The organism is Paenibacillus ottowii (assembly GCF_050516475.1).
In the GTDB taxonomy this organism is placed as follows: Bacteria; Bacillota; Bacilli; order Paenibacillales; family Paenibacillaceae; genus Paenibacillus; species Paenibacillus ottowii.
In genome coordinates this window covers 569,930-596,033 of record NZ_CP191577.1, presented here as the reverse complement: position 1 = coordinate 596,033, position 26,104 = coordinate 569,930, and the positions used below count along the sequence as shown (strand labels likewise).

At 47.1% G+C, this 26,104-nt stretch carries 24 protein-coding genes; all 24 read right to left on the bottom strand.

Going from position 1 to position 26,104, the window contains the following annotated elements; all coding sequences use genetic code 11:
* Nucleotides 1-10 precede the first annotated feature (10 nt).
* The 24 genes from ACQQ6X_RS02675 to hpt all read right to left on the bottom strand — a co-directional run bounded on the left by ACQQ6X_RS02675 (nt 11) and on the right by hpt (nt 26,088).
* Entirely contained in the window at nt 11-1,711 is a 1,701-nt protein-coding gene (locus ACQQ6X_RS02675; RefSeq protein WP_305167935.1) for a thiamine pyrophosphate-binding protein, read from the bottom strand.
* Nucleotides 1,708-2,931, bottom strand: a complete 1,224-nt coding sequence (locus ACQQ6X_RS02670; protein ID WP_305167934.1) for an aldehyde dehydrogenase family protein — start codon at nt 2,929-2,931, stop codon at nt 1,708-1,710. The genes ACQQ6X_RS02675 and ACQQ6X_RS02670 overlap by 4 nt, the downstream gene beginning before the upstream one ends.
* A 44-nt stretch (nt 2,932-2,975) precedes the next feature.
* Nucleotides 2,976-4,433: a class I adenylate-forming enzyme family protein gene (locus ACQQ6X_RS02665; protein WP_305167933.1), complete on the bottom strand. Its 1,458-nt coding sequence runs from the start codon at nt 4,431-4,433 to the stop codon at nt 2,976-2,978.
* 12 nt (nt 4,434-4,445) lie between these two features.
* Nucleotides 4,446-5,216 carry an enoyl-ACP reductase FabI gene (gene fabI / locus ACQQ6X_RS02660; protein ID WP_305167932.1) on the bottom strand — a complete coding sequence of 257 codons (771 nt, stop codon included), beginning with the start codon at nt 5,214-5,216 and terminating at the stop codon, nt 4,446-4,448.
* A 418-nt stretch (nt 5,217-5,634) separates the two neighbouring features.
* The gene (locus ACQQ6X_RS02655; RefSeq protein ID WP_305167931.1) at nt 5,635-6,168 is read right to left on the bottom strand and encodes a hypothetical protein; all 534 of its coding nucleotides are present in this window, start codon (nt 6,166-6,168) and stop codon (nt 5,635-5,637) included.
* Nucleotides 6,169-6,458: 290 nt separating this feature from the next.
* Nucleotides 6,459-7,796, bottom strand: a complete 1,338-nt coding sequence (locus tag ACQQ6X_RS02650; RefSeq protein WP_305167930.1) for a TrkH family potassium uptake protein — start codon at nt 7,794-7,796, stop codon at nt 6,459-6,461.
* A gap of 87 nt (nt 7,797-7,883) precedes the next feature.
* Nucleotides 7,884-9,410, bottom strand: a complete 1,527-nt coding sequence (gene lysS, locus ACQQ6X_RS02645) for a lysine--tRNA ligase (RefSeq protein WP_063208406.1) — start codon at nt 9,408-9,410, stop codon at nt 7,884-7,886.
* A gap of 110 nt (nt 9,411-9,520) precedes the next feature.
* On the bottom strand, nt 9,521-9,997 hold the full coding sequence (greA, locus tag ACQQ6X_RS02640) for a transcription elongation factor GreA (RefSeq protein WP_007428055.1): 477 nt from the start codon (nt 9,995-9,997) through the stop codon (nt 9,521-9,523).
* A gap of 214 nt (nt 9,998-10,211) precedes the next feature.
* Nucleotides 10,212-11,240, bottom strand: coding sequence for a tRNA dihydrouridine synthase DusB (gene dusB / locus ACQQ6X_RS02635; protein WP_305167929.1), 1,029 nt, complete (start codon nt 11,238-11,240; stop codon nt 10,212-10,214).
* Between the two features lie 44 nt (nt 11,241-11,284).
* Nucleotides 11,285-11,485, bottom strand: coding sequence for a helix-turn-helix domain-containing protein (locus ACQQ6X_RS02630; protein ID WP_063208402.1), 201 nt, complete (start codon nt 11,483-11,485; stop codon nt 11,285-11,287).
* Nucleotides 11,437-11,985, bottom strand: a complete 549-nt coding sequence (gene folK, locus ACQQ6X_RS02625; protein WP_305167928.1) for a 2-amino-4-hydroxy-6-hydroxymethyldihydropteridine diphosphokinase — start codon at nt 11,983-11,985, stop codon at nt 11,437-11,439. Before folK ends, ACQQ6X_RS02630 begins: the two co-directional genes overlap by 49 nt.
* Nucleotides 11,986-11,994: 9 nt before the next feature.
* Entirely contained in the window at nt 11,995-12,357 is a 363-nt protein-coding gene (folB, locus tag ACQQ6X_RS02620; RefSeq protein ID WP_063208398.1) for a dihydroneopterin aldolase, read from the bottom strand.
* A gap of 162 nt (nt 12,358-12,519) precedes the next feature.
* Entirely contained in the window at nt 12,520-13,386 is an 867-nt protein-coding gene (gene folP, locus ACQQ6X_RS02615) for a dihydropteroate synthase (RefSeq protein ID WP_305167927.1), read from the bottom strand.
* A complete protein-coding gene (locus ACQQ6X_RS02610; protein ID WP_305167926.1) occupies nt 13,383-14,279 on the bottom strand; it encodes an aminotransferase class IV in 897 nt (298 codons plus the stop codon). Before ACQQ6X_RS02610 ends, folP begins: the two co-directional genes overlap by 4 nt.
* Before the next feature lie 3 nt (nt 14,280-14,282).
* Nucleotides 14,283-14,858: an aminodeoxychorismate/anthranilate synthase component II gene (gene pabA, locus ACQQ6X_RS02605; protein WP_063208392.1), complete on the bottom strand. Its 576-nt coding sequence runs from the start codon at nt 14,856-14,858 to the stop codon at nt 14,283-14,285.
* 5 nt (nt 14,859-14,863) lie between these two features.
* The gene (locus ACQQ6X_RS02600; RefSeq protein WP_305167925.1) at nt 14,864-16,486 is read right to left on the bottom strand and encodes an anthranilate synthase component I family protein; all 1,623 of its coding nucleotides are present in this window, start codon (nt 16,484-16,486) and stop codon (nt 14,864-14,866) included.
* 127 nt (nt 16,487-16,613) lie between these two features.
* On the bottom strand, nt 16,614-17,552 hold the full coding sequence (gene cysK / locus ACQQ6X_RS02595; protein ID WP_063208388.1) for a cysteine synthase A: 939 nt from the start codon (nt 17,550-17,552) through the stop codon (nt 16,614-16,616).
* A gap of 240 nt (nt 17,553-17,792) precedes the next feature.
* Complete coding sequence (locus ACQQ6X_RS02590; protein ID WP_305167924.1) at nt 17,793-18,743, bottom strand: peptidyl-prolyl cis-trans isomerase; 951 nt, start codon at nt 18,741-18,743, stop codon at nt 17,793-17,795.
* A gap of 20 nt (nt 18,744-18,763) precedes the next feature.
* Nucleotides 18,764-19,648: an Hsp33 family molecular chaperone HslO gene (gene hslO, locus ACQQ6X_RS02585; protein ID WP_305167923.1), complete on the bottom strand. Its 885-nt coding sequence runs from the start codon at nt 19,646-19,648 to the stop codon at nt 18,764-18,766.
* 218 nt (nt 19,649-19,866) lie between these two features.
* A complete protein-coding gene (locus ACQQ6X_RS02580) occupies nt 19,867-20,634 on the bottom strand; it encodes a type III pantothenate kinase (RefSeq protein WP_063208382.1) in 768 nt (255 codons plus the stop codon).
* Between the two features lie 6 nt (nt 20,635-20,640).
* Entirely contained in the window at nt 20,641-21,531 is an 891-nt protein-coding gene (nadC, locus tag ACQQ6X_RS02575) for a carboxylating nicotinate-nucleotide diphosphorylase (RefSeq protein WP_305167922.1), read from the bottom strand.
* A complete protein-coding gene (nadB, locus tag ACQQ6X_RS02570; RefSeq protein ID WP_305167921.1) occupies nt 21,521-23,134 on the bottom strand; it encodes an L-aspartate oxidase in 1,614 nt (537 codons plus the stop codon). Before nadB ends, nadC begins: the two co-directional genes overlap by 11 nt.
* Before the next feature lie 277 nt (nt 23,135-23,411).
* Nucleotides 23,412-25,451, bottom strand: coding sequence for an ATP-dependent zinc metalloprotease FtsH (ftsH, locus tag ACQQ6X_RS02565; protein ID WP_305167920.1), 2,040 nt, complete (start codon nt 25,449-25,451; stop codon nt 23,412-23,414).
* A 97-nt stretch (nt 25,452-25,548) separates the two neighbouring features.
* Nucleotides 25,549-26,088: a hypoxanthine phosphoribosyltransferase gene (gene hpt, locus ACQQ6X_RS02560; RefSeq protein WP_305167919.1), complete on the bottom strand. Its 540-nt coding sequence runs from the start codon at nt 26,086-26,088 to the stop codon at nt 25,549-25,551.
* Nucleotides 26,089-26,104 lie beyond the last annotated feature (16 nt).

The window sequence follows — 26,104 nt, the reverse complement described above, 5'->3', positions numbered from 1 at the left end:
TTTGCTGAAATTAATTCTTGGAAGCCTGTTGCTCGTAGAGAGGAAAGTCGCCATATACATGACTAATTTTCTCATGCACATCTGCAAGATCAGCAAATACCTCGACGACCACAAGCTTGTTCTCCTTGTACATTTGCCAAGCAAGCTGAAGCTGCTCCCGAGCCTCCCCTTTGCTGCGGATCGTCAGACTTTCGACAAACTCATACTGGGGAATTTGGATTCCTGTCTTGGCCGCCTCCGAAACAAATGGGAAGGCCTGTCCTGAGATATGCTTATAATTCATCTGATTTTGCAGCCAACCGTAGCCGCCATTATTAAGTACAAGATAAATTACTGGTATTTGATACTGTACCGCCGTCATAAAATCTGAAAAAAATAGATTGAATGCACCATCACCTACAAGCGCTACTACCGGGCGTTCTGTCGCCACACTTGCCCCGAGAGCAGCGGCCGCACCGAATCCAAGACTCGTTTGGTCACTAGGAACAATCGAAAGTGAGCCTGAGGTAAAACGGAAATATGGGTAAAAGTAGGACCACATATCCTGCAATCCGTTCTCTTGTAAAAGCACCAGGTCTTCAGGGAACTCCGTCTGAATCATGTCCAACAGTTCTGGAACGTGGATGCCGGGGGCCTTTTTCAGCTCTTCCAGATAATTGGCCCTCTCTGAAAAAGCCTTCTGTTTACATCTCCCGATCGTTTCAAGCCACGCTCCATCGGGCTCTTGCCCGCGCCGTTCAAGCCATTGCTCCACTGCCGCATATCCATCACCAAGCACCTTGATGCCCCTGAATTCGTGCGCGAAATCTCCCAGCTCTACATTGACTTGAATCAAAGGCGTATCCTGCAGCAAAATATCCCACTCGAACGTAGCCGTTTCTTCCAATCGGCTGCCCAGCGTAATGACCACATCGGATTCCTGCCAGATTTGTCTCAGACTAAGATCGGTATAGAGCCCAGCAACACCACAGAAAAGTTCATGATCTTCATTCACTACACTCCGTCCCGAAGCAGTTGCGAATACAGCTGCTCCATGTTGGTTAGCGAACCGCTCAATCACATCGCTTGTCCCTGACTTCATTCCGCCGCCGACCAAAACGAGTGGCCTGCGGGCATTCTTAATGATGCTCCATGCCGCATCCAGTTCCCGCATAGACGGAGCGCACGACAGCTTTTCTAGCGGGGCAAACTGAATGTCTGCTGGCACAGACTGGTCCATCAGGTTTTCAGGTAGCTCGATATAGACAGGGCCCGGTGCTCCATTGATAGCCAAAAAGGCAGCCCGTTCCATCGCCCATACAAGCCGATCCACATGCTCGACACGATAAGCCCATTTGACGAGCGGCTTCACGAGTGAGATTTGATCGGCTTCCTGAAAGGATCGGGTACCCAGCTTGTCTCCTCCGGTGCCAAGCGCCAGGAGCAAGAGCGGAGCGCCCAGGTTCTTAGCTTCCAGCAGCCCCGTAAGTGTATTGCTGAGCGCAGGACCTTTTCCCACAACACATACAGACATCTGGTTAGTTGTGAGCGCATAGCCTGCGGCCATAAACACAGCATTACGCTGGTCTTTGCACAAAATAAAATCCATACCGGATGAGGGGAGTGACGCTACAATATTGAGATCATCACTTGGCAATCCAAAGAGGTGCTGGGCCCCAGCCGATTTTAAGTAGCCAATGATGGCATCCCAGGGGGATATGCTCGCGGTCATACCAAACTCCTCTTTTCTGACAAATATTCTGCGACAATTTCCGAGATCAAGATTGGCTTCGAAACGAGCTTATAATCGTAAAAAATATAGTTCGACATCGTGCCATAGCCGCCAAAAGGCTTATTGCCTTGATCCACGTCTTCAAGTGTTTGATTAATGGTCAATGTGTGCTTCTTTCGTAGAACATCACTCAAATGCTCTGACCCGTATAAGCTGCAACCCATTGCACGTTCACTGAAATAACTGGAGGAAATGCGCTTGATCAATTGCTCGTCATCTTGGTAGCTAACTACATTGAAAACTGGCGAAAAATACTCAATAATCTCCAGATTCTGCTCCAATTCACTGTATACAACCGTTGGCTCCATCTTTTTCGTACGGAAATCAATGCCACCGCCGTAAATAATAAACTTATCGTTCGTATTAAAATATTCAGAGACCGAATAGAGTGTATCTTTATAGAATATAGGGGAGTAGTTCGCATTCGGGTCATTGTTGGCCCCAAATACGAGTTCATCAAGCCGTTGAATCAGCAAGTCTTTGAATGGCTCACTCACCTCTTGATGTACCAGGATGATGTCAGGTCCTAGGCAATCCTGCCCGGAGTTGAACAATCTCATGCGAATCACGTCGGTAACCGCCAGCTCCAGATCGGCATCTGGTCCAATGATGAAAGGATTTATCCCTTGTCCATAAAAAATGTAGAGCTGATCTTTGCGGATCTGCTTTTTGATCTTCTCCGCATTGGTGTAGCTTCCGGTAAACACCACAATATCAGCCGGCATCACAGAGTTCTCCATGAACACCTTCTGGCTAACTTTACGAATATAGATAGGTAATTCGTGTACAGCTTGGAGCTTTTCATGCAGCATGTTGACGTACTCGTTTACGTGAGAAGAAGGGCGAAAGTCTATATTTTCAACGTACAGGGACGGAATCAAGAGGTATAATGCATAGGAGTACAAAATGACGTTGGAAGGCATAAATACAGCCATAGATCGTTGCCAGCTTGGCTGATGGGTCTGCACTTCTTGTAATGCACCTTGAAGTGTGAGGATCGTGGAGTCGATTTCTGCGTTAGCGGCCCGATAGGATGAAAATTGTGTGAGAATATCCATCACTTCCTGCCGATTTTCAATCAAATAATGGAGGCATTTCAGAATAGATTCATGCCTTTTCAGAAACAGTGTGTTTTCTGCCAGTTCTGGATTTATACTCATGGCACATTCTCCCTTTCCTATATGCAGTTTTAGTAAATATCTTGTTATGCCTTGCGAGAAGCAGCTTTCTCAAGAGCGACGCGCTCCATCTCCAGACGATCTACTTTTCCATTGCGATTTAGGGGAAAATGATCGAGCGGAAGCAAAAGATCAGGAAACATGTAAGAAGGGAGCACCTGATTCATCTCTTTGCGGAGCACAGGCACGACCTGTGAGGATTCATTTTCGATGAATGCAACAAGCAATGTCCCTTTAGCCTCATCCTCCAAGGTGATCACGCAGGAACGGTAGCCTAGCGAACCAATCCGATCCTCGATATAGACGGGAGAGACCATGTAGCCCATCCGATTGACCGTCTTACCGCTGCGACCAATAACATACAGCATTCCGTCATCCAGATAGCCTAGATCTCCTGTCTTGAACCAGCCATCCTGTAGAACGGATTGTGTCAGGTCCGGACGATTCAGGTAACCTTCCATGCATCCGGCACTTCGTATCCACACTTCGCCTACACCATCTGCCTGCTGGTTGCCTGTAGAATCTAGTATTTTCAAATCCACGCCGGGTAATGGTTTGCCACAACCCTTCGGACAATCCAGCGTTCCCAGCGTAACATTGCCCAGTTCAGATAGGCCGTAACCATTCAGCAGGGGCTGTCCAAATATGTTGTAAAATTTCTCTTCGAGGTCTTGAGTAAGTGGAGAGCCGCCTACGCACCACATGCGGACTGGAGATTGCTTGATCATTTCCAGTTGTTCGGGTTTTCGGCTTAGCATACGCAACAAGGTGTAAAAAGCAGAGGGGTTAGCGTCTACGACCGTCGCCCGGTCTTTCGTAATACTTGCAATGACGCTCCAGAGGTTTTTAGGATTGCAGATGATGAGAGAACATGAGGTTAACCACCAGGAGAAGATAAGTGAAATTCCATAAAAATGAGAGAAAGGCACCACAGGGAGCATATGGTCAGACGGTATGTAGTCCATCGCGTGTATGGAATGCCTGATATTGTCCATAAAAGCTGCACCAGCTTTCACGATTCCCTTGGGTTTTCCCGTCGTACCTGAAGAATACAGAATAAGCGCATCCGATCTCTCGCACCACTTGTTAAAATCGAGGGATTCGGGCTTTGGCTCTCCCACCCAATGCGGGTGTACTGCTTCTTCCTGAATGAGATCTTGAATCAGAATAACGAGAGCCTGAGGAAGTTCTAAAGCAGAATCGGTCAGGATGCAACAGGCACCTGCCTCATCATAGATTTGGGCCACCTCATCAATTACTGTCTGCTCGTCCACCACAGTTACCGAAACTGCGAGATGGCACAGGGAGAACAGAGATACAACAAACCAATAGGAATTGGCCGCTTTCAGAATGACTCTACCGTCATCGGGAATTCCTCTGAGAGCCAACATCCGTGAGAAGATCATCACGTCCCGCTCCAGACGCTCCCTGCTCATTATCCCTTCAGGCGAGATAATACGGCAATCCGTATGCGTAATAAGCACAACGTTCCCCCCTTACATCCCCGTAATGTGGTATCCAGCATCTACATGGATCACTTCACCCGTAATGCCTCTCGATAAATGGGAAAATAGGAATAACGCCGTATCTCCGACTTCGGACGTATCGACCGTCTTGCGTAGGGGCGTGGTTTCTTCAATATGCTTTAGCATTGTGTTAAAATCTTTAATGCCATAGGCGGCCAAGGTACGTATAGGACCCGCCGAAATTGCATTTACACGAATGCCATAGGTACCCAGATCATTCGACAGATAGCGCATGCTCGCTTCCAGTGAAGCTTTCGCTACGCCCATAATGTTGTAATTCTTGATCGCTCGTTCTGCACCGATATACGTCATGGTGACAATACTTCCACCCTCCGTCATCAGCGGGTATACTCGGCGGGATACAGCAGCCAGAGAATAGGCACTGATTTCTTGAGCCACTGCGAATCCCCCGCGAGAAGTGTCGACGAACAAGCCTTCCAAATCCTCAGCCTTAGCAAACGCAACACTGTGGAAATAACCGTGTAAGACGCCTACCTTCTCCTTAAGGAAATCCGTCAGGGCGTCCAATTCTTCATCGCTCTGTACATTGCAAGGACAGACAATGGACCCCGGAATGGTTTCAGCGAGCTTTAGCACCCGTTCTGCAACCCTCTCATTTTCATAAGTAAAAATGAGATTTGCTCCTTCCGCAGCTAAAGACTGGGCTGTCCCCCAGGCAATACTCCTGTTATTCGCCACACCCATAATCAAAATGTTCTTACCACTCAGTAGTACTGCCACAGAAACCACCTTTCTTTTTTACATTTTTAAACATAATAACAACTTAATTGCGTTTGTCTACATTTATAGACATATATAATCTTTCCTGGAATATTATCGCGTCAGTTGCCAAACATATATAGTCAACGTTTTAGGCAGATGACAAGAATATTCTAAAAATTGTGAACCTTGTTTTTATTGGTCTGTGTTCAAATCGGAAGGAATCCATGCGTGTGAAAAGGTAGAGAGGAACAATAAGGTGATTTTCAAAGCGAGTTCCATATAAAAATATCATACTATTGTAAATATTTCCATTGTAACGATAGACTCACCCCACGATCGGAAGGAACTACATCATTTCCACCATCCATGATCCTCCGATTTGAACATCCTGAGCAACCAGTCTGACCTATCTAACCTTGAAGCTTTTTATCTAAGGCTAAGCCTTATGTTTATGTTTTTTAGGAGCTAACGTATAGCTAAAGGAGACAACAAAGTCGATTGCCAGAACGATTGCCCATGTTTGCATAATGCCCTCTAATGCCGCTGTACGCTGCGGATCACCTACATATACAATAATGGCGAGCAATAAAGCGTTGCCTATAGCCCAGCCCAAGAGGTGAAGCAACCAGCCTATCCGTTCCTCTTTTGCATGAGCAGCACCATATTTGCGTTCTGGCTTAGGTCCCTTGCCAAACCAATGAGAGAAACGCACATCTGCCCACTTAATTAGCCTGTGACCAAATGCCACCGTAATACCAAAGTAACAGGCCGCCAGACCAGTAGCAGTCGTAATCTCCATGCCACTTCTCACCGTGATGAACACCGCAATCAGTAACAGGATATCAATAATTGGGGTAAATAGTAAAAGAAGGCCTCCTAACTTCTTTAACCCAAACATATACCTTGCGGCTAACCCTGCAACTACAAAAACCCAAAATAAAACCTCAGCACTAATAATAAATAAATACATAATTAGACGATTCCTTTCAATTTTGAAATTGGTGTTCCCCTAAGTTCCCCCCCTTCATGCCCACTATCATACAATATTATACATAAAATTCCTAGTATTTTGTCTATAATTACATAAAAGGAAACAAATAGCCGTTTTTTTACAAAAGATTTACGTTTGTTTAATGTATTTCCTCTTACTCTCAAATTGGGCATTTTTCATGATATGCTGCAAATAAAGGATTATGATATGTGCAATAAAAAAAGATGCAACCCTGTCATCAGCACAGGTGCATCTTTTACATAGATAAGCTATCCAATTACAACATGTCCTTCGGGACGACGGTACAACGTCTTGGTCGAACGTGGGCGAATGGCATAAGCAATCGTAAGAGGACCGATTCGGCCAATAAACATGGTCACACAAATAATCAGCTTGCCTGCGTCGGATAATCCTGGCGTCACTCCTAAAGACAATCCTACCGTTCCGATTGCAGAAGATGCCTCAAATGCAAGCGAGAGAAATGAGGCATCCTCTGTCATCAAGAGCAGTATAACCACAATCGAGAATATAAATAGTCCCAACACAATGATGGTCAACGCTCGCATCATAATATCTTGGGGAACCCTATGGCGGAAAAACACAATCTCCTTCTGTCCTCGCATAACGGCGATTAATGCCCCTACCATCAGCAGAAACGTAGTCGTTTTAATTCCTCCTCCAGTAGAGCCTGGAGAAGCACCGATAATCATCAGCAGCATAATAAAAAACTGACTGGCCTGCCTTAACCCACTGACATCAATTGTACTTGTGCCCGATGATCTCGTGGAGATGGATTGAAAGACAGCAGCATATACTTTTCCTTCCCAGTTCAGTGCACCCAGGGTCCGTGCATTGGTAAACTCAAAAATAAATAGAACCAGCGCACCAATTACAATGAGCGCTCCCGATACGCTTAGTACCATTTTAGAGTGTAAAGTTAGTCTTCGGGTACGACGGAAATCGAACAAGTCACTGAGGACAAGGAAACCCAATCCTCCCGAAATCACAAGCACAGATGCAATCATATTGAAAACAAAATCCCCAGCATATTGCTGAAAGCTAGTCCCGAACAGATCGAAGCCACCGTTATTAAAGAGAGATACGGAATGAAATATCCCATAATATATGGCCTGTCCGACAGGCATTTCTCGCATCCAGCGCAAAGCCAAGACGATAGCTGCAATCGCTTCAATGGTAAAAGAAAAGATCAGCACCTTGCGAATAATGCGCACAATCCCTTCCATACTCTCGGCGTTAATCGCCTCCTTAAGCAGCAACCGATCCTTCAACGATAGTCGTCGCCCCATTAACAGCGCAAATAAGGTCGCTAGGGTCATAAAACCCAGTCCGCCCAGCTGCATTAACACCAAAATGACAGTTTCTCCAAATACGGTATAGGTCGAATTAACGTCAACAACGACTAATCCTGTGACACAAGCAGCAGAGACGGACGTAAAAAGCGAATCAATCCAATGCGGAGCATGTCCACCATGATTGGCAACAGGAAGCATCAGTAGTAAAGTCCCCGATGCGATAATCAATAGATATCCGATGACCAATATAAAAGGGGGCGATGCGAACCGACTAAGCTTGACGCTGCGTTTCATCAGAAGTATTCCTCTCCATCCGTTCTTATGAAAAAGAGGAACAAGACACGGGAACCCCGGCTGATCCTCTATATTCATAATGTTATGTTATTCTACTGTACGGTTACGCATATGTGGGAAAAGCAGCACATCGCGAATGGAAGGCGCATCTGTCAACAACATAACCAAACGGTCGATGCCGATGCCCAGCCCACCTGTTGGCGGCATACCGTATTCCAAGGCGCGGATAAAGTCATCATCCATTTCATGAGCCTCATCATTGCCATGCTCACGTTCCAGTAATTGTGCTTCAAAACGTTGGCGCTGGTCAATTGGATCATTCAGCTCAGTGAACGCATTCGCATGCTCGCGAGCGACCACGAACAGCTCGAAGCGATCCGTAAAACGCGGATCTTGCTCATTTTTCTTGGCCAACGGCGAAATTTCAACCGGGTGTCCAGTAATAAAGGTTGGCTGAATGAGCGTTTCCTCTACAAAATGCTCAAAGAATGCATTCAAGATATGGCCAAATGTCATGTGCGGTTCAACCGGAACTTTATGCTCTTTTGCAAGGCGATGAGCTTCTTCATTACTCATTTGCACACTAAAGTCTACGCCTGTCACTTCTTTAACAGCATCGACCATGGAAACTCTGCGCCATTGTGGCGTCAGATCCACTTCCTGCCCTTGATACTGAATGTGCTGTGTGCCCAGTACTTCCTGCGCAATATGTGCAATCAAGTTTTCTGTCAATTGCATGATATCTTTATAATCAGCATACGCCTCATATAGCTCGATCAACGTAAACTCAGGGTTATGACGGGTCGATACACCTTCGTTACGGTATACACGCCCGATCTCATATACTTTCTCCATTCCGCCAACAATTAGTCGTTTTAAATGAAGCTCAATAGCAATACGCATATAAAGCTGCGTGTCCAATGCATTGTGGTGTGTAATAAATGGCTTCGCCGCTGCTCCACCAGCAATGGCGTGCAACGTTGGAGTTTCAACTTCCAAGTAACCGAGCGAATCCAGATAACGACGCATGGATTGAATGATACGAGACCGTGTGATGAACGTTTTTTGTACTTCTGGGTTCATAATCAGATCTACGTAACGCTGACGATAACGCAATTCAACGTCTTTCAGACCATGGTATTTCTCCGGTAATGGGTACAAGGATTTGGACAAGACCTCAATATCCAATACTTTGATCGTCGTTTCACCTGTCTTGGTCTTAAAGAGTACGCCCTTAACACCAACAATATCGCCGAGATCCAAAATACCAAATGCTTTATAATTGGCTTCAGGTACAGTGTCTTGACGAACATAAATTTGAATACGTCCGCTAAGGTCCTGTATATGAGCAAAGCTGGCTTTCCCCATCACTCGTTTGGCCATGATACGGCCTGCTATGCTAACTTCAATATTTTTTTCTTCCAGTTCTTCCTTGGTCAAGCTGTCATACTTGCTCAGTAGTACGCCCGCTTCATCCGTGCGTATGTATTTGCGTCCAAAAGGATCGATACCCAATGAGCGAAGCTCGTCCAATTTGGCACGACGAATTTGCAATAGTTCACTTAATTCCTCGCGATTTTCTTGTAGTTCCTGGTTAGTAGTTTCATCCGACATGGTGCTAAATCAGCTCCTTCATATGAATAGACGGGCCGGGGTCCGTCTCGGGTGTAGAGAAAAAAAGCTTCCACAAGGAAGCTTTTACATTAAATTCCAAAGTCCGTGTTTTATTTCTTGATATCCACGATTTTATATTGAATAACACCTGCTGGAACGGTTACATCTACAACAGTTCCTTTTTTCTTACCGAGAATTGCCTTGCCAACCGGACTTTCATTGGAGATCTTGTTTTGGAGCGGGTCAGATTCGGCAGAACCTACGATAGCATACTCTGTAATATCCCCGAATTCCAAGTCTTCAACAGTTACCGTTGCCCCTACTCCCACAACATCGGTGTCAATTTCATCGCTATTGATAATACGGGCATTGCGCAGCATTTTTTCCAACGTAATTATACGGCCTTCAATAAAGGCCTGTTCATTTTTCGCATCCTCATATTCGGAGTTTTCACTAATATCTCCGTATCCGATGGCTACCTTAATCCGTTCAGCCACTTCGCGGCGTTTGACAGACTTTAAGTTCTCAAGCTCATCTTCGAGCTTTCTAAGGCCTTCCTGTGTCAGAATGACTTCTTTATCGCTCATCTCAACCGATTCTCCTGTCATGGGAAAAGTTTAAAAGTGCATCGGAATGCACGCTTTCAAAACATAATATGCCACTCTGAGGGAATGAGAACATTTCCTGCTGTTGTCTTGAGAGCTGCATACAAAATGTAGTATACATCAAGATTTTATACTGAACGATTATAGGGCAAGCAATTGGAAAAGTCAATCGCGGCCACAAGTCAGAACAGATTCCTTATTGCGCAACAGCTGCAGGAGAAGCAGGGTCTGTTGAAAGCCCTTCATTTTCCACCATGTGCAATTGCGATACAAACTGTTCCAAAATACGTACCATATCGTCGCGCTTTGTTTCTTCCATAATTACATCCTTAATGCGTGCAGAATCTTTGAGCCCCTTAAGGTACCAAGCCAGATGCTTACGCATTTCACGAACAGCTACTGCTTCGCCTTTTAGCGCCACCAGACGATCCATATGCAGAATGGCAATACGGATTTTTTCCTCTGGTGATGGATCGGGCAACAGCTTACCTGTCTGCAAATACTCGATCGTACGGTACAGCATCCATGGATTCCCCAGCGCGCCGCGTCCAATCATAACGCCATCACAATGGGTCAAATCCAGCATACGGCGGGCATCTTCCGGTGTTACCACATCACCATTTCCAATTACAGGAATAGATACCGCTTCTTTAACTTCCTTTATAATATCCCAATTCGCATGCCCCGTATACAGTTGCTCCCGTGTACGACCATGTACGCTGACAGCCTTGCCTCCGGCACGTTCAACAGCGCGGGCATTCTCTACTGCGTAAATATGCTCGCTATCCCAACCGATACGCATTTTCACGGTAACTGGCTTGCTCACCGATTCTACTACTGCCGATACCATCTCATAAATCTTGTTTGGATCAAGCAGCCACCGAGCGCCTGCATCACATTTGGTCACTTTGGGAACCGGGCAGCCCATATTGATGTCAATAATATCTGCATTCGTCTCCTGGTCTACGACTTTCGCTGCCTTCACCAAAGATTCGCGGTCGCCTCCGAAAATTTGCAAGCTAAGCGGCTTCTCGCGCTCATCTACAAACAGCATCTCACGTGTACGCTTGTTGCCGTGAATGATGGCTTTATCACTAACCATCTCTGCACATACCAAACCTGTACCAAATTCCTTGGCAATCAAGCGAAAAGCAGGGTTGCACACGCCTGCCATGGGTGCCAGGACAACTTGGTTTTTCATTTCAATATCGCCGATTTTCAACATATCTGTTCCCCCCTTTGTTCCTTCTTTTATATCGATACTTATCGTTAATCCGTCAATTCCCGGACTTCAATCTCTAGAGTTTGGGCGATGATGTTCAGCATGTCTGCGTCTACTGTACGATTACCTCGCTCCACAGCACCTAATACAGTCAAAGATATGCCGGTTCGGTTTGCCAACTCCTGCTGGGTAAACCCTTTTAGCTTCCGAAAGGCGCGGAGTCGTTGCGCCAGCTGCAAGTTTTCCAAAGCTGTATGCCGTCCTTTCCATCCACAGAATTCAATGCTGTATGCACGATACTGTACAGACCGGACGAATCTTGGCTCGGAACAATGTCAGCCAAAGGAACCAGCACAAAAGCACGCTCCAACATACGAGGATGAGGAAGTTCCAAATCTGGCGTAGCCAATTGTGCCGCTTCCATCCACAACAAGTCCAGATCAATGGTTCGTGGACCGTTAGGAATATGCCTTACCCTCCCCAGACGACTCTCCACCTCCAGCATATAAACCAAAAGCTCCTCTGGAGCAAGTGTTGTAGAGACGGCTACCGTCATGTTCAAAAAAGAAGGCTGATCCAGATAGCCAACAGGGTCTGTTTCATATAGGCTGGAGCAGCGCAGCACTCGTATCGCTGGATGTTCGTCCAGTGCGGTAATGGCTTCATACAGGGTATGCTCACGCTCCCCCAAATTAGCCCCTAAAGCAATATAAGCCTCTGATGCCTCAGAGGTCGAATGTGCATTCATGTATCGTTCCTACTTTCTTGCGCGATAAAGCTCAACCGTCACACCCTGAAAATGAATATCAAACGGCGGATGCGGCTTCGTCACTTTGACAGTCAGTGCATTGACACTAGTATAAGTGTCCAGTAGGGAAGATGCAATACGTTCGCCCAAAGCTTCAATCAATTGGTAAGATTCCTTTTCTACGATATCCTTCACGGTGTAATGCACCTCAGCATAATTAACCGTTTTGTCCAAAGCATCCTGCTCACCCGCCTCACGCAGATCAAGCTCCAGCTCCAAGTCTATATAAAAACGTTGTCCCAGCTTACGCTCCTCCGGGAAAACGCCATGATATCCGTAATACTCCATGCGATGCAATTTCATTTTATCCACTTGGATAGCCCCCTGTTTTTTGATTTTCTCTAAATAAGCTCAACTAAAGATGTACATAGCGCTCGCCTTTGCAACGGGATTCTTACAGATATACATTTTATCAATTCAAAAGAATCCCGTTGCAACAGCGATCGCAGGATCAAATCGTTTATGAAGCGTCTTCTAACCACCATAACTCAATGCTTTTTTAGACCCGTACACCATCGCATCACACATACGCACAGTGCGCTTGATCTGTGCCACATCGTGCACACGCACAATCTGACACCCTTGGGCAATACCAAAGGCGACGGTGGCCGCAGTGCCCTCCACCACATCATTCACAGGCAAGTCCAGTGCTGTACGGATAAACCTTTTGCGCGATGTAGCCAATAACAGCGGAAACCCCAGTTGACTCAATGTATCAAGAGAAGTCATGGCATGAATATTTTCATCATAATCTTTGGCGAAACCGATGCCTGGGTCTAAAATGATCTGCTCCTTACGTACCCCTGCGTCCAGTGCTAACTGAATACTTTCCTTTAAATCGGACAGCATATCAGAAACCAAATCGGTATAGTTACGGTCGTGACGGTTATGCATCAAAATGACCGGACAATCAAATTCCGCTGCTACACGTGCCATATCAGGATCTGCCTTAAACCCCCACACATCATTGATGATGTGTGCGCCTGCTTCAAGCGCCTGTCTAGCTACTTCGGCTTTGTAAGTATCCACAGATAACGGGATGTGCGGTGCAATTCGATGGATCGCCTGGACAACCGGAATGACCCGAGCCAGTTCCTCTTCCACACCTACTGGTTCATGACCCGGACGAGTGGACTCCCCGCCAATATCAATGATATTCGCTCCATCCTCCACGAGCTTCAACGCATGCAAAACAGCAATCTCTGAATTATAATGCAATCCTCCATCAGAAAATGAATCCGGGGTCACGTTGAGGATACCCATAATCTGGGTAGAATGTCCGAGTGTAAGCTCGGCCTCCCCCATTTGATAGCTGCGTTCATAAAGAGTTGGTATATTCACTTCATCCCTGCTTTCTGCCTATAATCGTGCAACAGCAAAGCCGTTATAGACTCGGTCTCTGCCAAGGGAGCCGATAAATGGCTCGCTGCTCCTCCCGGCTCCAATAATAAATCCACGGGTCGTATTTCTTGTATAGAGTTGGTCATAAAAATTTCATCAGCCTGTTTCAGCTCGTCCCAACGGTATAGCCCTTGCTCACATGGAATACCTCGCAGATGCGCCAGCTCCAAAATAAACTCACGAGTAATACCTGGCAAAATTCCAGTAGACAAGTCAGGAGTATACAGCGTATTGTTTCGCACAAAAAACAGATTACTGACTATTCCCTCTGCCAGAAAACCACTGGCCGTAAGCATCATTCCTTCAGCCTTATAACGAACAGCTTCGACATACTGCTGAAGTTCCCGCTTCGCAAAAATATTATTCATATAATGGAGCGACTTTAATCGAACCTCACCCTCCGGAGTGTTTCTAGGGGTTCGCAGCAACTGAAGCGCCGACGGTGCTGAGGATTGCCCGGTTTGAGTATTTGTAGAAGGCAGCGGCTTGGCGAACAAAATATGGTTGGGCCGCGTATAGTCACCGGATGGCAAACCCAGAGCCTCTTCACCCGCTGATACGGTGTAGCGGATGTAGGCTTCATCCAGCCCATTTGCCGCCATCAGATGCTGGATGTATTTTGTAAGCTGCTCTTCATCCGGTTGAAAAGGAATGCCCAGCATTCGGCAGCCTTCCTTCAGTCGATGCAGATGCCGATCCAGCAAAAATGGAGCACCCTTATAGGTACGGAATGTTTCAAACAAGCCCATACCGTATAAAAAGCCGTGATCACTAACGTGAATCACGGCTTTTGCGGCTTCCGTGAGGACGCCGTTAACTCCGATATATTTCATAAATCAGACGCCTACCTTGCGTTTAAGAAAATTGCGCAACAATTGATGCCCGTAATCGGTAATAATGGATTCGGGATGGAACTGAACTCCCTCAACAGCAAACTCTTTGTGCCGCAAACCCATAATTTCGCCCTCTGCGGTTTCAGCGGTAATCTCTAGACATTCAGGCAGACTCTCGCGCTCTACCAGCAATGAGTGATACCGGGTTGCTGTGAACGGAGAAGGCAAGCCCTCAAATACTGAAGTATTGTGATGGAGAATCGGTGATGTTTTGCCATGCATGAGCCGATCAGCGCGGATAACCTTACCGCCAAATGCCTGTCCGATGGCCTGGTGACCGAGACACACGCCGAAAATCGGAATCCGGCCTTTAAAATGGTTGATCACATCCAGCGATATTCCCGCCTCATTCGGCGTGCATGGACCTGGCGAGATCAAAATATGCTCTGGTGCAAGCTCTTCTATGCCTTTCACATCAATCTCATCGTTCCGTTTCACGGTCACTTCTTCCCCAAGTTCACCCAGATATTGCACAAGATTGTACGTAAACGAATCATAATTATCAATCACCAAAATCATACGACTCACCCTCCTGTGATACCGCTCCTGCTCAAAGCGGCTTCTTCTTCGCCACATTGTACCGCCTTCATGACAGCTCTGGCCTTGTTCCAACACTCCCGATATTCCCTGTACGGGTCTGAATCAATGACGATACCCGCACCTGTCTGTAAGTAGGCAGTGTTGCCCTTAACAGCTAGTGTTCTTATTATAATATTTAATTCCATATTACCATTATAGTCAATCCATCCAAGGGACCCCGTGTAAGGCCCCCGTCGGACAGGCTCTAATTCTTCAATGATTTCCATGGTGCGCACCTTCGGCGCTCCTGTGATAGTTCCGCCAGGAAAGGTAGCGGCAATTACGTCTACAGCTGTACGACCCGGTGCTAACTTTCCCTCGACCTGAGAAACCAAATGCATAACGTGCGAATAGTATTCGACAGTCAGCAATTCAGGGACATGCACCGATCCGTATTCAGCAATCCGTCCGATATCGTTACGCTCCAGATCGACGAGCATAATATGTTCGGCACGTTCTTTTTCGCTGGATAGAAGCTCTGCTGCCATAGCGGCATCTTCATCCGGTGTCAGCCCCCTTCTTCTCGTACCTGCTATAGGTCGGGCGCTCACACGTCCATCCTCCAGCTTCACCAGCAATTCCGGTGAGCCACTGACGATCCGTAAATCTGACATACGCAGCATCCCCATATAAGGGGATGGATTCAATAAACGAAGCCATTCATATATATTCTCAGGAAGGGCTGAAAGCGTACGCTGCTGGCGAATCGACAAGTTCACCTGAAATACATCCCCTTGGGCAATATATTCCTGCACACGTTTCACGGCATGTTCAAAGTCCTGTTGGCTGAAAGCTGTTTTCCAGCCTTCAGATTCTTGATGAACAGCCTCTAATCCTGCATCGGATAGTCGAGCACAACGATGAGGATAAGCTGGATCAGTCTCTCCTGCGTGCATGATGTTCATCCACTGAGTCAGCATGTGTTCTGCACGTTGGACCGCTTCCGCATAATACTCGGAAAGTATAGACGTAGTCTCATCCAACATAACGTTATTATCCAGATCAGTCTGACTGCTGAGGTTACTAGAGTGGGCAGGATTAGGCATATGAACAGCACAATATAGGCATGAGGCTTCGTGATCATAAATCCACAACTCATTCACCCTCATCCATACATAATCAGGTATATCTGTATCGTCTGCAGCTTGATTGGGCAAACGCTCCAACGAGCGGGCTACATCGTAGCCTAGGTAACCCGCAAATCCCCCAGAGAAAAAAGGCATGCCAGGTACACGTGGCGCACGGTAAGAGGCGATCCAATCGTTCATGACTGTCAAAGGTTGTCCATGTATATCAACATGCTCCCCACTTTGCAGGTCATTCCAGACTGCATGCTCCCCCTTGCCTTCCAATACAGCAACCGGATTTAAGGACAGATAGGTATACCTTCCACCCTTGGCGCTCTCCAGTAAGAAGGCATATGGTGACGCATCCTCCCAAGCCTTCCGCCACGATGACGGTAAGCCGCTAACGGGTAATGAGTACTCAGCAATATAGGGCAGCATGCTCCAGTCTTCCTCCTGCCAAGCCTGCCACTGCGCTTCCGTCACTCTAGCTGTCCATTTCATCTGTGTGTGCTGCCCCTTCCCTTACTTTGCCAAAAGTCTGCATTCTTTTCCTTACAAAGAAACCCCCACCCCCCGGTTACAGGGAATGAGGGACTCCTTACGTATAGTATACACAATTACGACATAATTACAGCTCGAAATTGTATAGTGGTGTACTCAGGTAGCGTTCGCCATTACTTGGAATAATGACAACAATCCGTTTGCCCTTGCCCAATTGCTTAGCAAGTTTCAAAGCTGCGTGAACAGCTGCACCGGATGAAATACCGGACAAAATGCCCTCTTCCTTGGCTACTCTACGTGCTACCTCGAAAGCTTCATCGTTTTCTACATGGAAAATTTCATCATAGATGTCGCGGTTTAAAATTTCAGGAATAAAGTTGGCACCCAGTCCTTGAATTTTGTGAGGTCCTGGCTTGCCGCCTGCTAGCAATGGTGAAGAAGCGGGCTCCACAGCCACAATTTTGATATCAGGGAATTCCTTCTTAAGCACTTCTCCGGCACCAGAAATGGTTCCGCCAGTACCTATGCCTGCTACAAAGGCGTCCAGAGTACCGCCAATGGAACGAATCGCTTCTACGATCTCAGGACCCGTTGTTTCACGGTGAATTTTGATATTGGCTTTATTCTTGAACTGCTCGGCAGCGAAATATTCCGGATTCTCGCTCAACAGCTCTTCCATTTTCTTAACAGATCCGTTCATACCTTCTGAGCCTGGTGTTAACACAAGCTCGGCTCCGTAAGCACGCAACAAATTACGACGCTCTATACTCATCGTTTCTGGCATAACAATTACAGCTTTATACCCCTTCGCAGCAGCAACCATTGCCAAGCCGATTCCTGTGTTACCGCTAGTTGCTTCAATAATGGTACCACCCGGTTTAAGCAGCCCCTCACGCTCAGCTTCTTCCACCATACTAATTGCAATACGGTCCTTTACACTGGAGCCTGGGTTCTGATATTCCAGCTTCAGATAAATCTCAGCGCTATCCTCCGGTACGATCCGGTTGAGGCGAACGAGGGGCGTTTCTCCGATAAGGTCGGTGATGTTATTAACAACTTTAGCCATGATAATTCCTCCCTGACTGTAGATGATATATTAAAAATTGCGAAATCATATTGCAGATGATTCTAGGTAAATCATTGTTCGTTTTATGCCGTTCATTTGATTTCCGATAAAAATAGTTGGTTTTATACGCTAATCATAACAATCTTCAATTCCAATGTCAATACAAGTAAATAAGCTGGAATGCTGTTTACCCACGTTATCCGCACCTGTTTCCTTTAAAATCAAGCTTCTTCTACGATGTTAGAGAGAAGCAGAAGATGCCTCTTTCCCAGATAAAATACGCGCTCCATATTTATCACGCAGACTCTTCTCGACCTCTTCCAAAGGAGCGGCTTGTGCTAGCGCAAGAGATCGGCGAATCTGCTGACGAATCTGCTGCTTGTCTGGAGAGTTCTTGAGTCTGACATCCTGTACATAAATGACCGCATAGCCATTGTTCACGGAGATGGGACCTGCAACGTCTCCGGAGCTTAGTTCTCTCGCCGCCTTCATGACCACCTCCGGTTGAAATGGGTCATATTCATCCACCCATCCCAGTTGTCCGCTATGATCCTCGCCCAGAGGGTTACCTGAACCTGAATGCTCCCGAAGCAGCGTGTCGAAACTTTCACCTTGCTTGACCCGATCCAGCAACGCCTCTGCTTCCTCCGCTTTAGCCACATAAAGGGCTGCCAGTTTGATCTCCTTACCAGCGGCAAATTCCTCAGGGTGCTGTTCCCAATACTCGTCAATCTGGGATTCCTCAACTTGAATACCTTCGGTAGCTATTTTCTCCAAGCCGATCCGGTATTCGGCTTCATTCCGCAAATCAACCGGATCTAAGCCAAACTGTTGCTGCATCTCCTCAAAGTAGGTTTGTTCTGAGTCGTACCCTTTACTATCCTGCTCCAGCACCTGCTGTAAATCCTCTTGGGTGATCTTGATACCGAGACGCTTGGTTTCAGCCTGCACGGCTTTACGATTCAACATTTGCAACAGCGTATTCGTTCCATATCGCTTTTTCAGTTCCGCTACCCACTGTTCCTCCGATATGCCTTCCTGACCCATCTCCGCCACAATATGATCGCCGTCATCCTTGCTTACATCACCCGGCTTTAACAGCCCCCGAAGCATGATAAGACCACCCAAGGCGGCGACGCTAACGGTCAGAATAATGACAGCTGTCCATAATCCTTTTTCCCGTGTAGTCATCGCTTGCACCGCCCATCCGGTTAGGCCTTGGCTTGATCTAACAGACTTTGCAATTCATCCTTATTAAACTGATAAGCCTCATTACAAAAGTGACACACGACCTCAGCCTGTCCTTCTTCCTCAATTAATTGCTTTAATTCACTTTCTCCCAAGCTGATCAATGTTTTCTCCACGCGCTCGCGTGAGCACTCACATTGGAAATGAATATCCATTTCATCAAGAACACGAACGTCCGGCAGCATCCAACGCAGCATTTCTTCTAGCTCCAACCCTTGATCCAGCAGAGCAGTAACAGGTGGAATGGAGCCGACTGCATTTTCAATGGCAGTAATCTCATCATCACTCAGGCCTGGAAGCAACTGAATAATAAACCCGCCAGCCACAATAACGGAGTTATCCGTATCTACCAGCACACCCAGACCGACCGCTGAGGGGGTCTGTTCGGATTTGGCAAAATAATAGGTAAAATCCTCACCGAGTTCGCCAGAAATAATCGGAATACTACCGCGGTACGGTTCTTTTAGCCCCAGATCCTTGATAATATGAATGAATCCCTCTGTACCTACGGCACCCGCTACATCCAGTTTGCCCATACTATTGCTTGGCAAATGCACATGTGGTTCGGTAACATAACCTCGCACTTCTCCTACAGCGTTGGCATCAACGACAATTTGTCCAATCGGCCCATCACCTTTGACTTGAATGGTCAGTCGTTCTTTGCCTTTTAGCATAGAACCCATAATTGCACCCGCTGTGAGGGTTCGTCCCAATGCAGCGGTTGCTGTAGGATAAGTATCGTGTCTTCTCCGCAGTTCCTCTACCAATTGAGTTGTCCGAACCGCAAAGGCTCTAACCCTTCCATCCATGGCTGTGCCGCGAATAAGTCGATCCTGCTTATTTTCCATAATTGTTATCCTCCCTATAGTCCAAGGCAGCCATGCTGCTTATTTTCATTAGTATTTCCTCATCCTTGAAGCATCATTTCCTAACTATATAAACAACCTGCATTAACAGATCACGCGAATGTCCAAAAACGTAACATATTTCAGTATAGACGAAAAACGCCGCTAATCCAAACCGATAAAATCATCGGTTCGACTCAGCGGCAGCCTGGTTCTACTTTTTATTCAGCGTTACGTTGGTAAATGATGCGTAATCCTTCGAGCGTCAACATCGGCAGCACTTCCTGAATGCTTTCCGTCTCTGATGCAATCAGCTCTGCAAGGCCTCCGGTAGCAATAACTGTGGGTTCCGCTTGCATTTCTTCCTTAATGCGCCTCACAATGCCATCGACTTGTCCAGCATAACCGAAAATAATCCCGGCCTGCATTGCATGGACCGTATTCCGGCCAATAACCTTTTTGGGTTTCTCCAGCTCGATACGAGGGAGCTTGGAGGCCCGTTGATACAGTGCCTCCGTCGAAATGCCGATACCCGGCACAATGACTCCACCCAGATAGTTTCCCTTGTCATCAATACAATCAAACGTCGTTGCTGTTCCAAAATCCACCACAACAAGCGGCCCGCCGAACCGTTCTACAGCCGCAACAGCGTTCACGATCCGATCCGCACCTACTTCACGCGGATTTTCGTAACGCAGGTTAAGACCGGTCTTGATTCCCGGTCCGACAATTAACGGCGTTTTGCCAATATATTTATCGCACATTTCCTCTAATACCCGGACCAACGGCGGAACGACAGAGGAAATAATAACTCCCTGGATGTCATCCATTAATACGCCGCCCATACTAAAAAGATTATGTATGAGTACGCCGTATTCATCTGCGGTTGCCTGTCTAGAAGTGCTGATCCGGTAGTGGTGTAACAGCTCGCGCCCTTCATACATCCCCAGAACAATATTGGTATTACCTACATCCACTACAAGAATCAATGGGTGTCACCTATCTTTCTTTGCGTTAAGGTCAAGGCTGATATCCAGGTTATGAAATGAGTATGTCAGCCTGCCTACAGAAATCACATCTACGCCACTCTCAGCCATCCCACGCACTGTATCCAGCGATACATTGCCTGAGGCTTCTGTTTTGACGTGTGGGGCCTGTTCACGAATGAAGCGAACAGCTTTCTTCATATCTGGGACAGACATGTTATCCAGCATAATAATATCTGCCCCAGCTTCCAGCGCTTCCTGGACTTGCGTCATGTTTTCCGTCTCTACTTCAATCGTCATCGTATGCGGGATGTGCGCGCGCGCTCGGCTCACCGCTTGTGCAATCCCACCCGCGCCCTTAATATGATTATCCTTAATCATAACAGCATCGTACAGACCAAAACGATGATTCGAGCCGCCGCCTACACGCACAGCATACTTCTCCAACAGTCGATGTCCCGGTGTTGTTTTACGCGTGTCCACCAAGCGTGTGGAAAGTCCCTGCAATTGATCTATAAAACTCCGCGTCCGTGTGGCAATTCCGGACATCCGCTGGAGTAAATTTAACGCCAATCGCTCCCCGGTCAAAATGGCATGAGTACTCCCATTCACCTCTGCCAGAACGCTTCCCTTTTCAATCCACTGGCCATCGGTCGCTAGCGGAGTGAACGACAAGGAAGGGTCCACTACTCGAAATACAAGTTCAGCGACGGGTAAACCGGCAATCACGCCACTCTCCTTGGCATGAATGACAGCCTTGGACTGGTGGCCCGGCTCAATCGTCCAGCGTGTGGTCACATCACCGGAACCTGTATCTTCTCGCAGCCAGCTGCGAATTTGTGCTGTCAGTTCTTCCTGATATCCGCTAAACTCTCCATAAAGCTCGCTGTTAGATGTCATGAACGCTCTCCTCCGTTATCCCTTGCTCACGTCGCTGCTGAACATGCTTACGCCACACGCGATCATCTGTCTCAGGGAAGTCCTCACGATAGTGCGCCCCGCGACTCTCCTCGCGCAGCAGTGCACCATCTACTACTAATAAAGCACAGGTGAGCAAATTGGCAAATTCGATCTCTTCCTGACTGGCGATCACAGTCTGAAACACAGGAACTTGCCTGTTCAGCTCTTCTAAAGCTGCTTGCAGGCCGTCTCTATGCCGACGAACTCCAGCATATTGCACCATCGTTTCTTGCAGCTTATGCCGCCGTTCCACGACGGTTGAAGCCTGATACTCTGCACGGTTATCGCTATAAGATATCAAAGTATGTCCGACCAGCGGCGGCAATGATGGCAGCCGCTCGATAATCCTGCTGGCGAACACAATAGCCTCAGATAACGAATTGCTCGCCAGACGATTAGCGCCGTGGACACCTGTGGAAGAAGTCTCGCCACAGGCGAACAAACGCCTGATGGAGCTTTCCCCGTATAGATTGGTCTGGACACCACCCATCATATAATGGGCCGCAGGAGCAATGGGAAGCCAGCCTGTCGTCATATCCAAGCCGTATGACAGACATGTCTGATAAATCGTTGGAAAACGTTGCTTTACCCGCTCCGGCGGCTCGTGTGTAATATCCAGGTATACAAACGCAGATTGGGTGCGTTCCATCTCATGGATGATTGCACGAGCTACGATATCTCTGGGGGCAAGCTCCTGCCGAGAATCATATTTGTCCATGAAGCGTTCTCCATGAATGTTGCGTAACACGGCCCCTTCTCCCCGTACAGCTTCGGAAATAAGAAACCTTGGAGCCCCTGGATGGCATAACGCCGTAGGATGAAACTGTATGAATTCCATATCCCGTACAATCGCGCCAGCGCGATATGCCATAGCAATACCGTCCCCAGTTGCGATCTCCGGGTTAGTCGTATAACGGTATAATTGTCCGCTACCTCCTGAGCACAAAATTGTTGCATTTGCAGTAATATACGACCTCTCTCCATCTGGCATTTGGACGAGGGCCCCAATACACTCCCCATGCTCAGTCAGCAGGTCGATGACCATACACTCTTCCCACACCTCAATACCGGGATGAGCAGCAACCTGCTGTGACAAGGCACGCACGACTTCATAACCGGTGGCATCTCCATTCGCATGCAAGATGCGACGATGACTATGCGCCCCTTCTCGTGTCAGCGCTAGTTCAACACCCGCGCGATCAAAGGCCGTTCCCAATCGTATTAACTCTTGAATACCGCCTGGACCTTCGTGCACAAGTGCTCTGACCGCCTCGGGTTCACACAGACCTGCACCAGCAATCAGAGTATCTTCCATATGATAAGCCGGTGAGTCCTCGTCCGATGTGACAGCAGCAATGCCTCCTTGAGCATAACGAGTGTTGCTTTCCATTAAACTTTTCTTGGTAATCAGCAATACTTTCCGATTCTCCGCAGCCTTAATCGCCGTATATAAGCCTGCAATGCCAGAGCCGATAATTAAGACGTCGGCTTCCAATTGGGTCAATTTCGCTACATCAAAATCAACTAGATACCTTGGAATCATGCCTTCACCTGATTTCACAGAAGAATAGCGCACACCATAGATGTACAGTATGCGCTCACGGAATATGTTCAAAATGATAGAAAGTCGATTGCAGCGGCTGTTGTCCTTTTAAGCCAAGTATGTGACAGCCGTTTATTTAACAATAAATGTACACAACGTTCCTGTGTCTGTCAAATCACGTTAGCAATAATCTTCCATCTAAAAAAGCTTCGGAAAACCAATAGGATATGGTTTCCCGAAGCTTACATATATGCTTTTTCAGCTATCCATCCGATGATCAGGTTGTTGTCGGTGGAGTACCGCCCGAATTGCCTGAATTGTTATCATCCTCAGGTTTTTGCAGATTAGGGATATCGTTCGGTTGATCCGTTGTATTCTTAGGCTCGTCATCCTTGCCTTGAATACGTACACGGACATCTCCGATGTTGTCGATTATAGGCTCACCGTTTTCTGGTGTTCCTTCTCCCTCATTCGTATTGCCGTCCAAAGAACCTGTCTCGATCAAACGTTTGATTTGTTCAAGCTCCAGAGTTTCTTCTTCCAGCAAGGTTTGAGCGATCAAGTGAACCTCTTTGGAATACTTCGTCAGGAGTTCTTTAGCACGCTCATAAGAGTCAGTGATGAAGCGATTCATCTCCTGGTCAATCTGATAAGCGATCTGGTCACTGTAGTTCTGCTCATGACCGATATCCCGTCCAAGGAATACTTGACCTTGGGAAGTTCCGAACTGCATTGGACCGAGCTTCTCACTCATACCGTATTCTACGATCATGCTGCGCGCAATGCTTGTCGCTTGTTGGAAGTCACTATAGGCTCCCGTTCCGATCTCACCAATAAATAGCTCCTCGGAAACACGTCCACCCAGTAATCCAGTGATTTTATCCAGCAATTCCTGCTTTGTTGTCAGCATGCGGTCTTCCTTCGGAAGCATGATGACATATCCGCCTGCACGTCCACGTGGAATAATGGTTACCTTGTGAACCATATCGGCATTTTCCAGGAAGTAACCGATAATCGTATGACCTGCTTCATGATAAGCAACAATTCGTTTCTCGCGGTCACTGATTACGCGGCTGCGTTTTTCAGTACCTACGATAACACGGTCGATCGCTTCATCTACTTCTCGCATCGAAATATCTCTGCGGTTACGGCGAGCCGCCAGCAAGGCAGCTTCGTTCAACAGATTTTCCAGATCAGCGCCCGTAAAGCCTGTTGTACGCTTCGCAATAACGTCCAATTTAACATCCTTCGTTAATGGTTTGTTGCGTGCATGTACATGCAATACCGCTTCGCGACCTTTAACATCTGGACGGTCAACCGTAATTTGACGGTCAAAACGTCCCGGACGAAGCAAGGCCGGATCGAGAATATCCGGACGGTTAGTAGCAGCAACGATGATGATGCCTTCGTTTGCGCCGAATCCATCCATCTCTACGAGCAATTGGTTGAGCGTTTGCTCACGTTCATCATGTCCGCCACCCAATCCGGCGCCACGTTGACGTCCAACCGCATCAATTTCATCAATGAAAATGATACAAGGTGCGTTCTTCTTCGCATTTTCGAACAAATCGCGAACACGGGAAGCACCGACCCCGACGAACATTTCTACAAAGTCAGAACCCGAGATGCTGAAAAACGGCACTCCGGCCTCACCTGCAACAGCTCTCGCCAAGAGTGTTTTACCTGTACCCGGAGGGCCCACTAACAGGACACCTTTTGGAATACGAGCGCCCACAGCTGCGAACTTACGTGGGTCCTTCAAGAATTCTACGACTTCGACAAGCTCTTGCTTCTCTTCGTCAGCCCCTGCTACGTCTTCGAAGGTAACCTTCTTCTTCTCTTCGTTATACAGACGGGCTTTGCTCTTGCCGAAGTTCATTACTTTGCCGCCACCGCCCTGTGCCTGATTAAACAGGAAGAAAAACAACAGGAACATGATCACCAAAGGAATAATAGAAGTCAAAAATGTCAGCCAAATGCTTTCGCCTTCCATTTTCTTCTGTACGTATTCAAACCCGTTCGCTTCGCTGGCATTCACCAGTTCACTTAGTGCTTGATCCGTTGGCGGAACGTATACGGAAAAATTGGTTGATTTAGCATTAGCCGGCTGCTTCTTATATGCACCGGTTACAAGATAGGCGTAACCGTCAAATTGGACCGTTACTTTAGAGATGTTATTAGCTTTAACCTCTTGCCGTAATTGGTCATATCTAGGGAGATCGGAGGCTTCGTTACTGTTGCTAACAAACTGAACGATACCCACCACAACTAAAAAAAGAATCAAATAAAAACCAGAATTCCGGATGAACCGATTCATCCCCTACCTCCTCTCGAGACACTTAAGTTATTTTACCATAGCCTGTAAGCCCTTCTCAACAAAGGACCCTATTTAGTCCTAGGACTGGAGGCTGAGATTAGCTGGTGTAGATTTCCGGCTTCAAAATCCCTATGTATGGGAGGTTCCGGTAATGCTCGGCATAGTCCAGACCATAGCCGACAACAAACGCATCCGGAAGTGTAAATCCGGTATAGTCAGCTTCAAGATTAACGGTCCGGCGCGCAGGCTTGTCGAACAAAGTTACGACACATACCGAATTGGCATTACGATTCTTGAGCAATTCAATCAAATGTGTCAGCGTCAGACCACTGTCGATAATATCTTCGACAATCAGAACATCGCGTCCTTCTACTGAAGCATCCAAATCTTTGATGATTTTAACGACGCCTGATGATTTGGTGGATGCTCCATAGCTAGATACAGCCATGAAATCAAGTTCCAACGGCACCGTAATAGCTTTAACCAAATCTGCCATAAAAATAAACGCACCCTTCAGCACGCAAATCACCAATGGATTTTTCCCTTCATATTTCACGCTAAGCTGTGCGCCCAATTCCTTGATTTTACTCTGGATTTCTTCTTCACTGATCAATACTTCCTGAATATCATTTTGCAACGGTGTAAACCTCCTA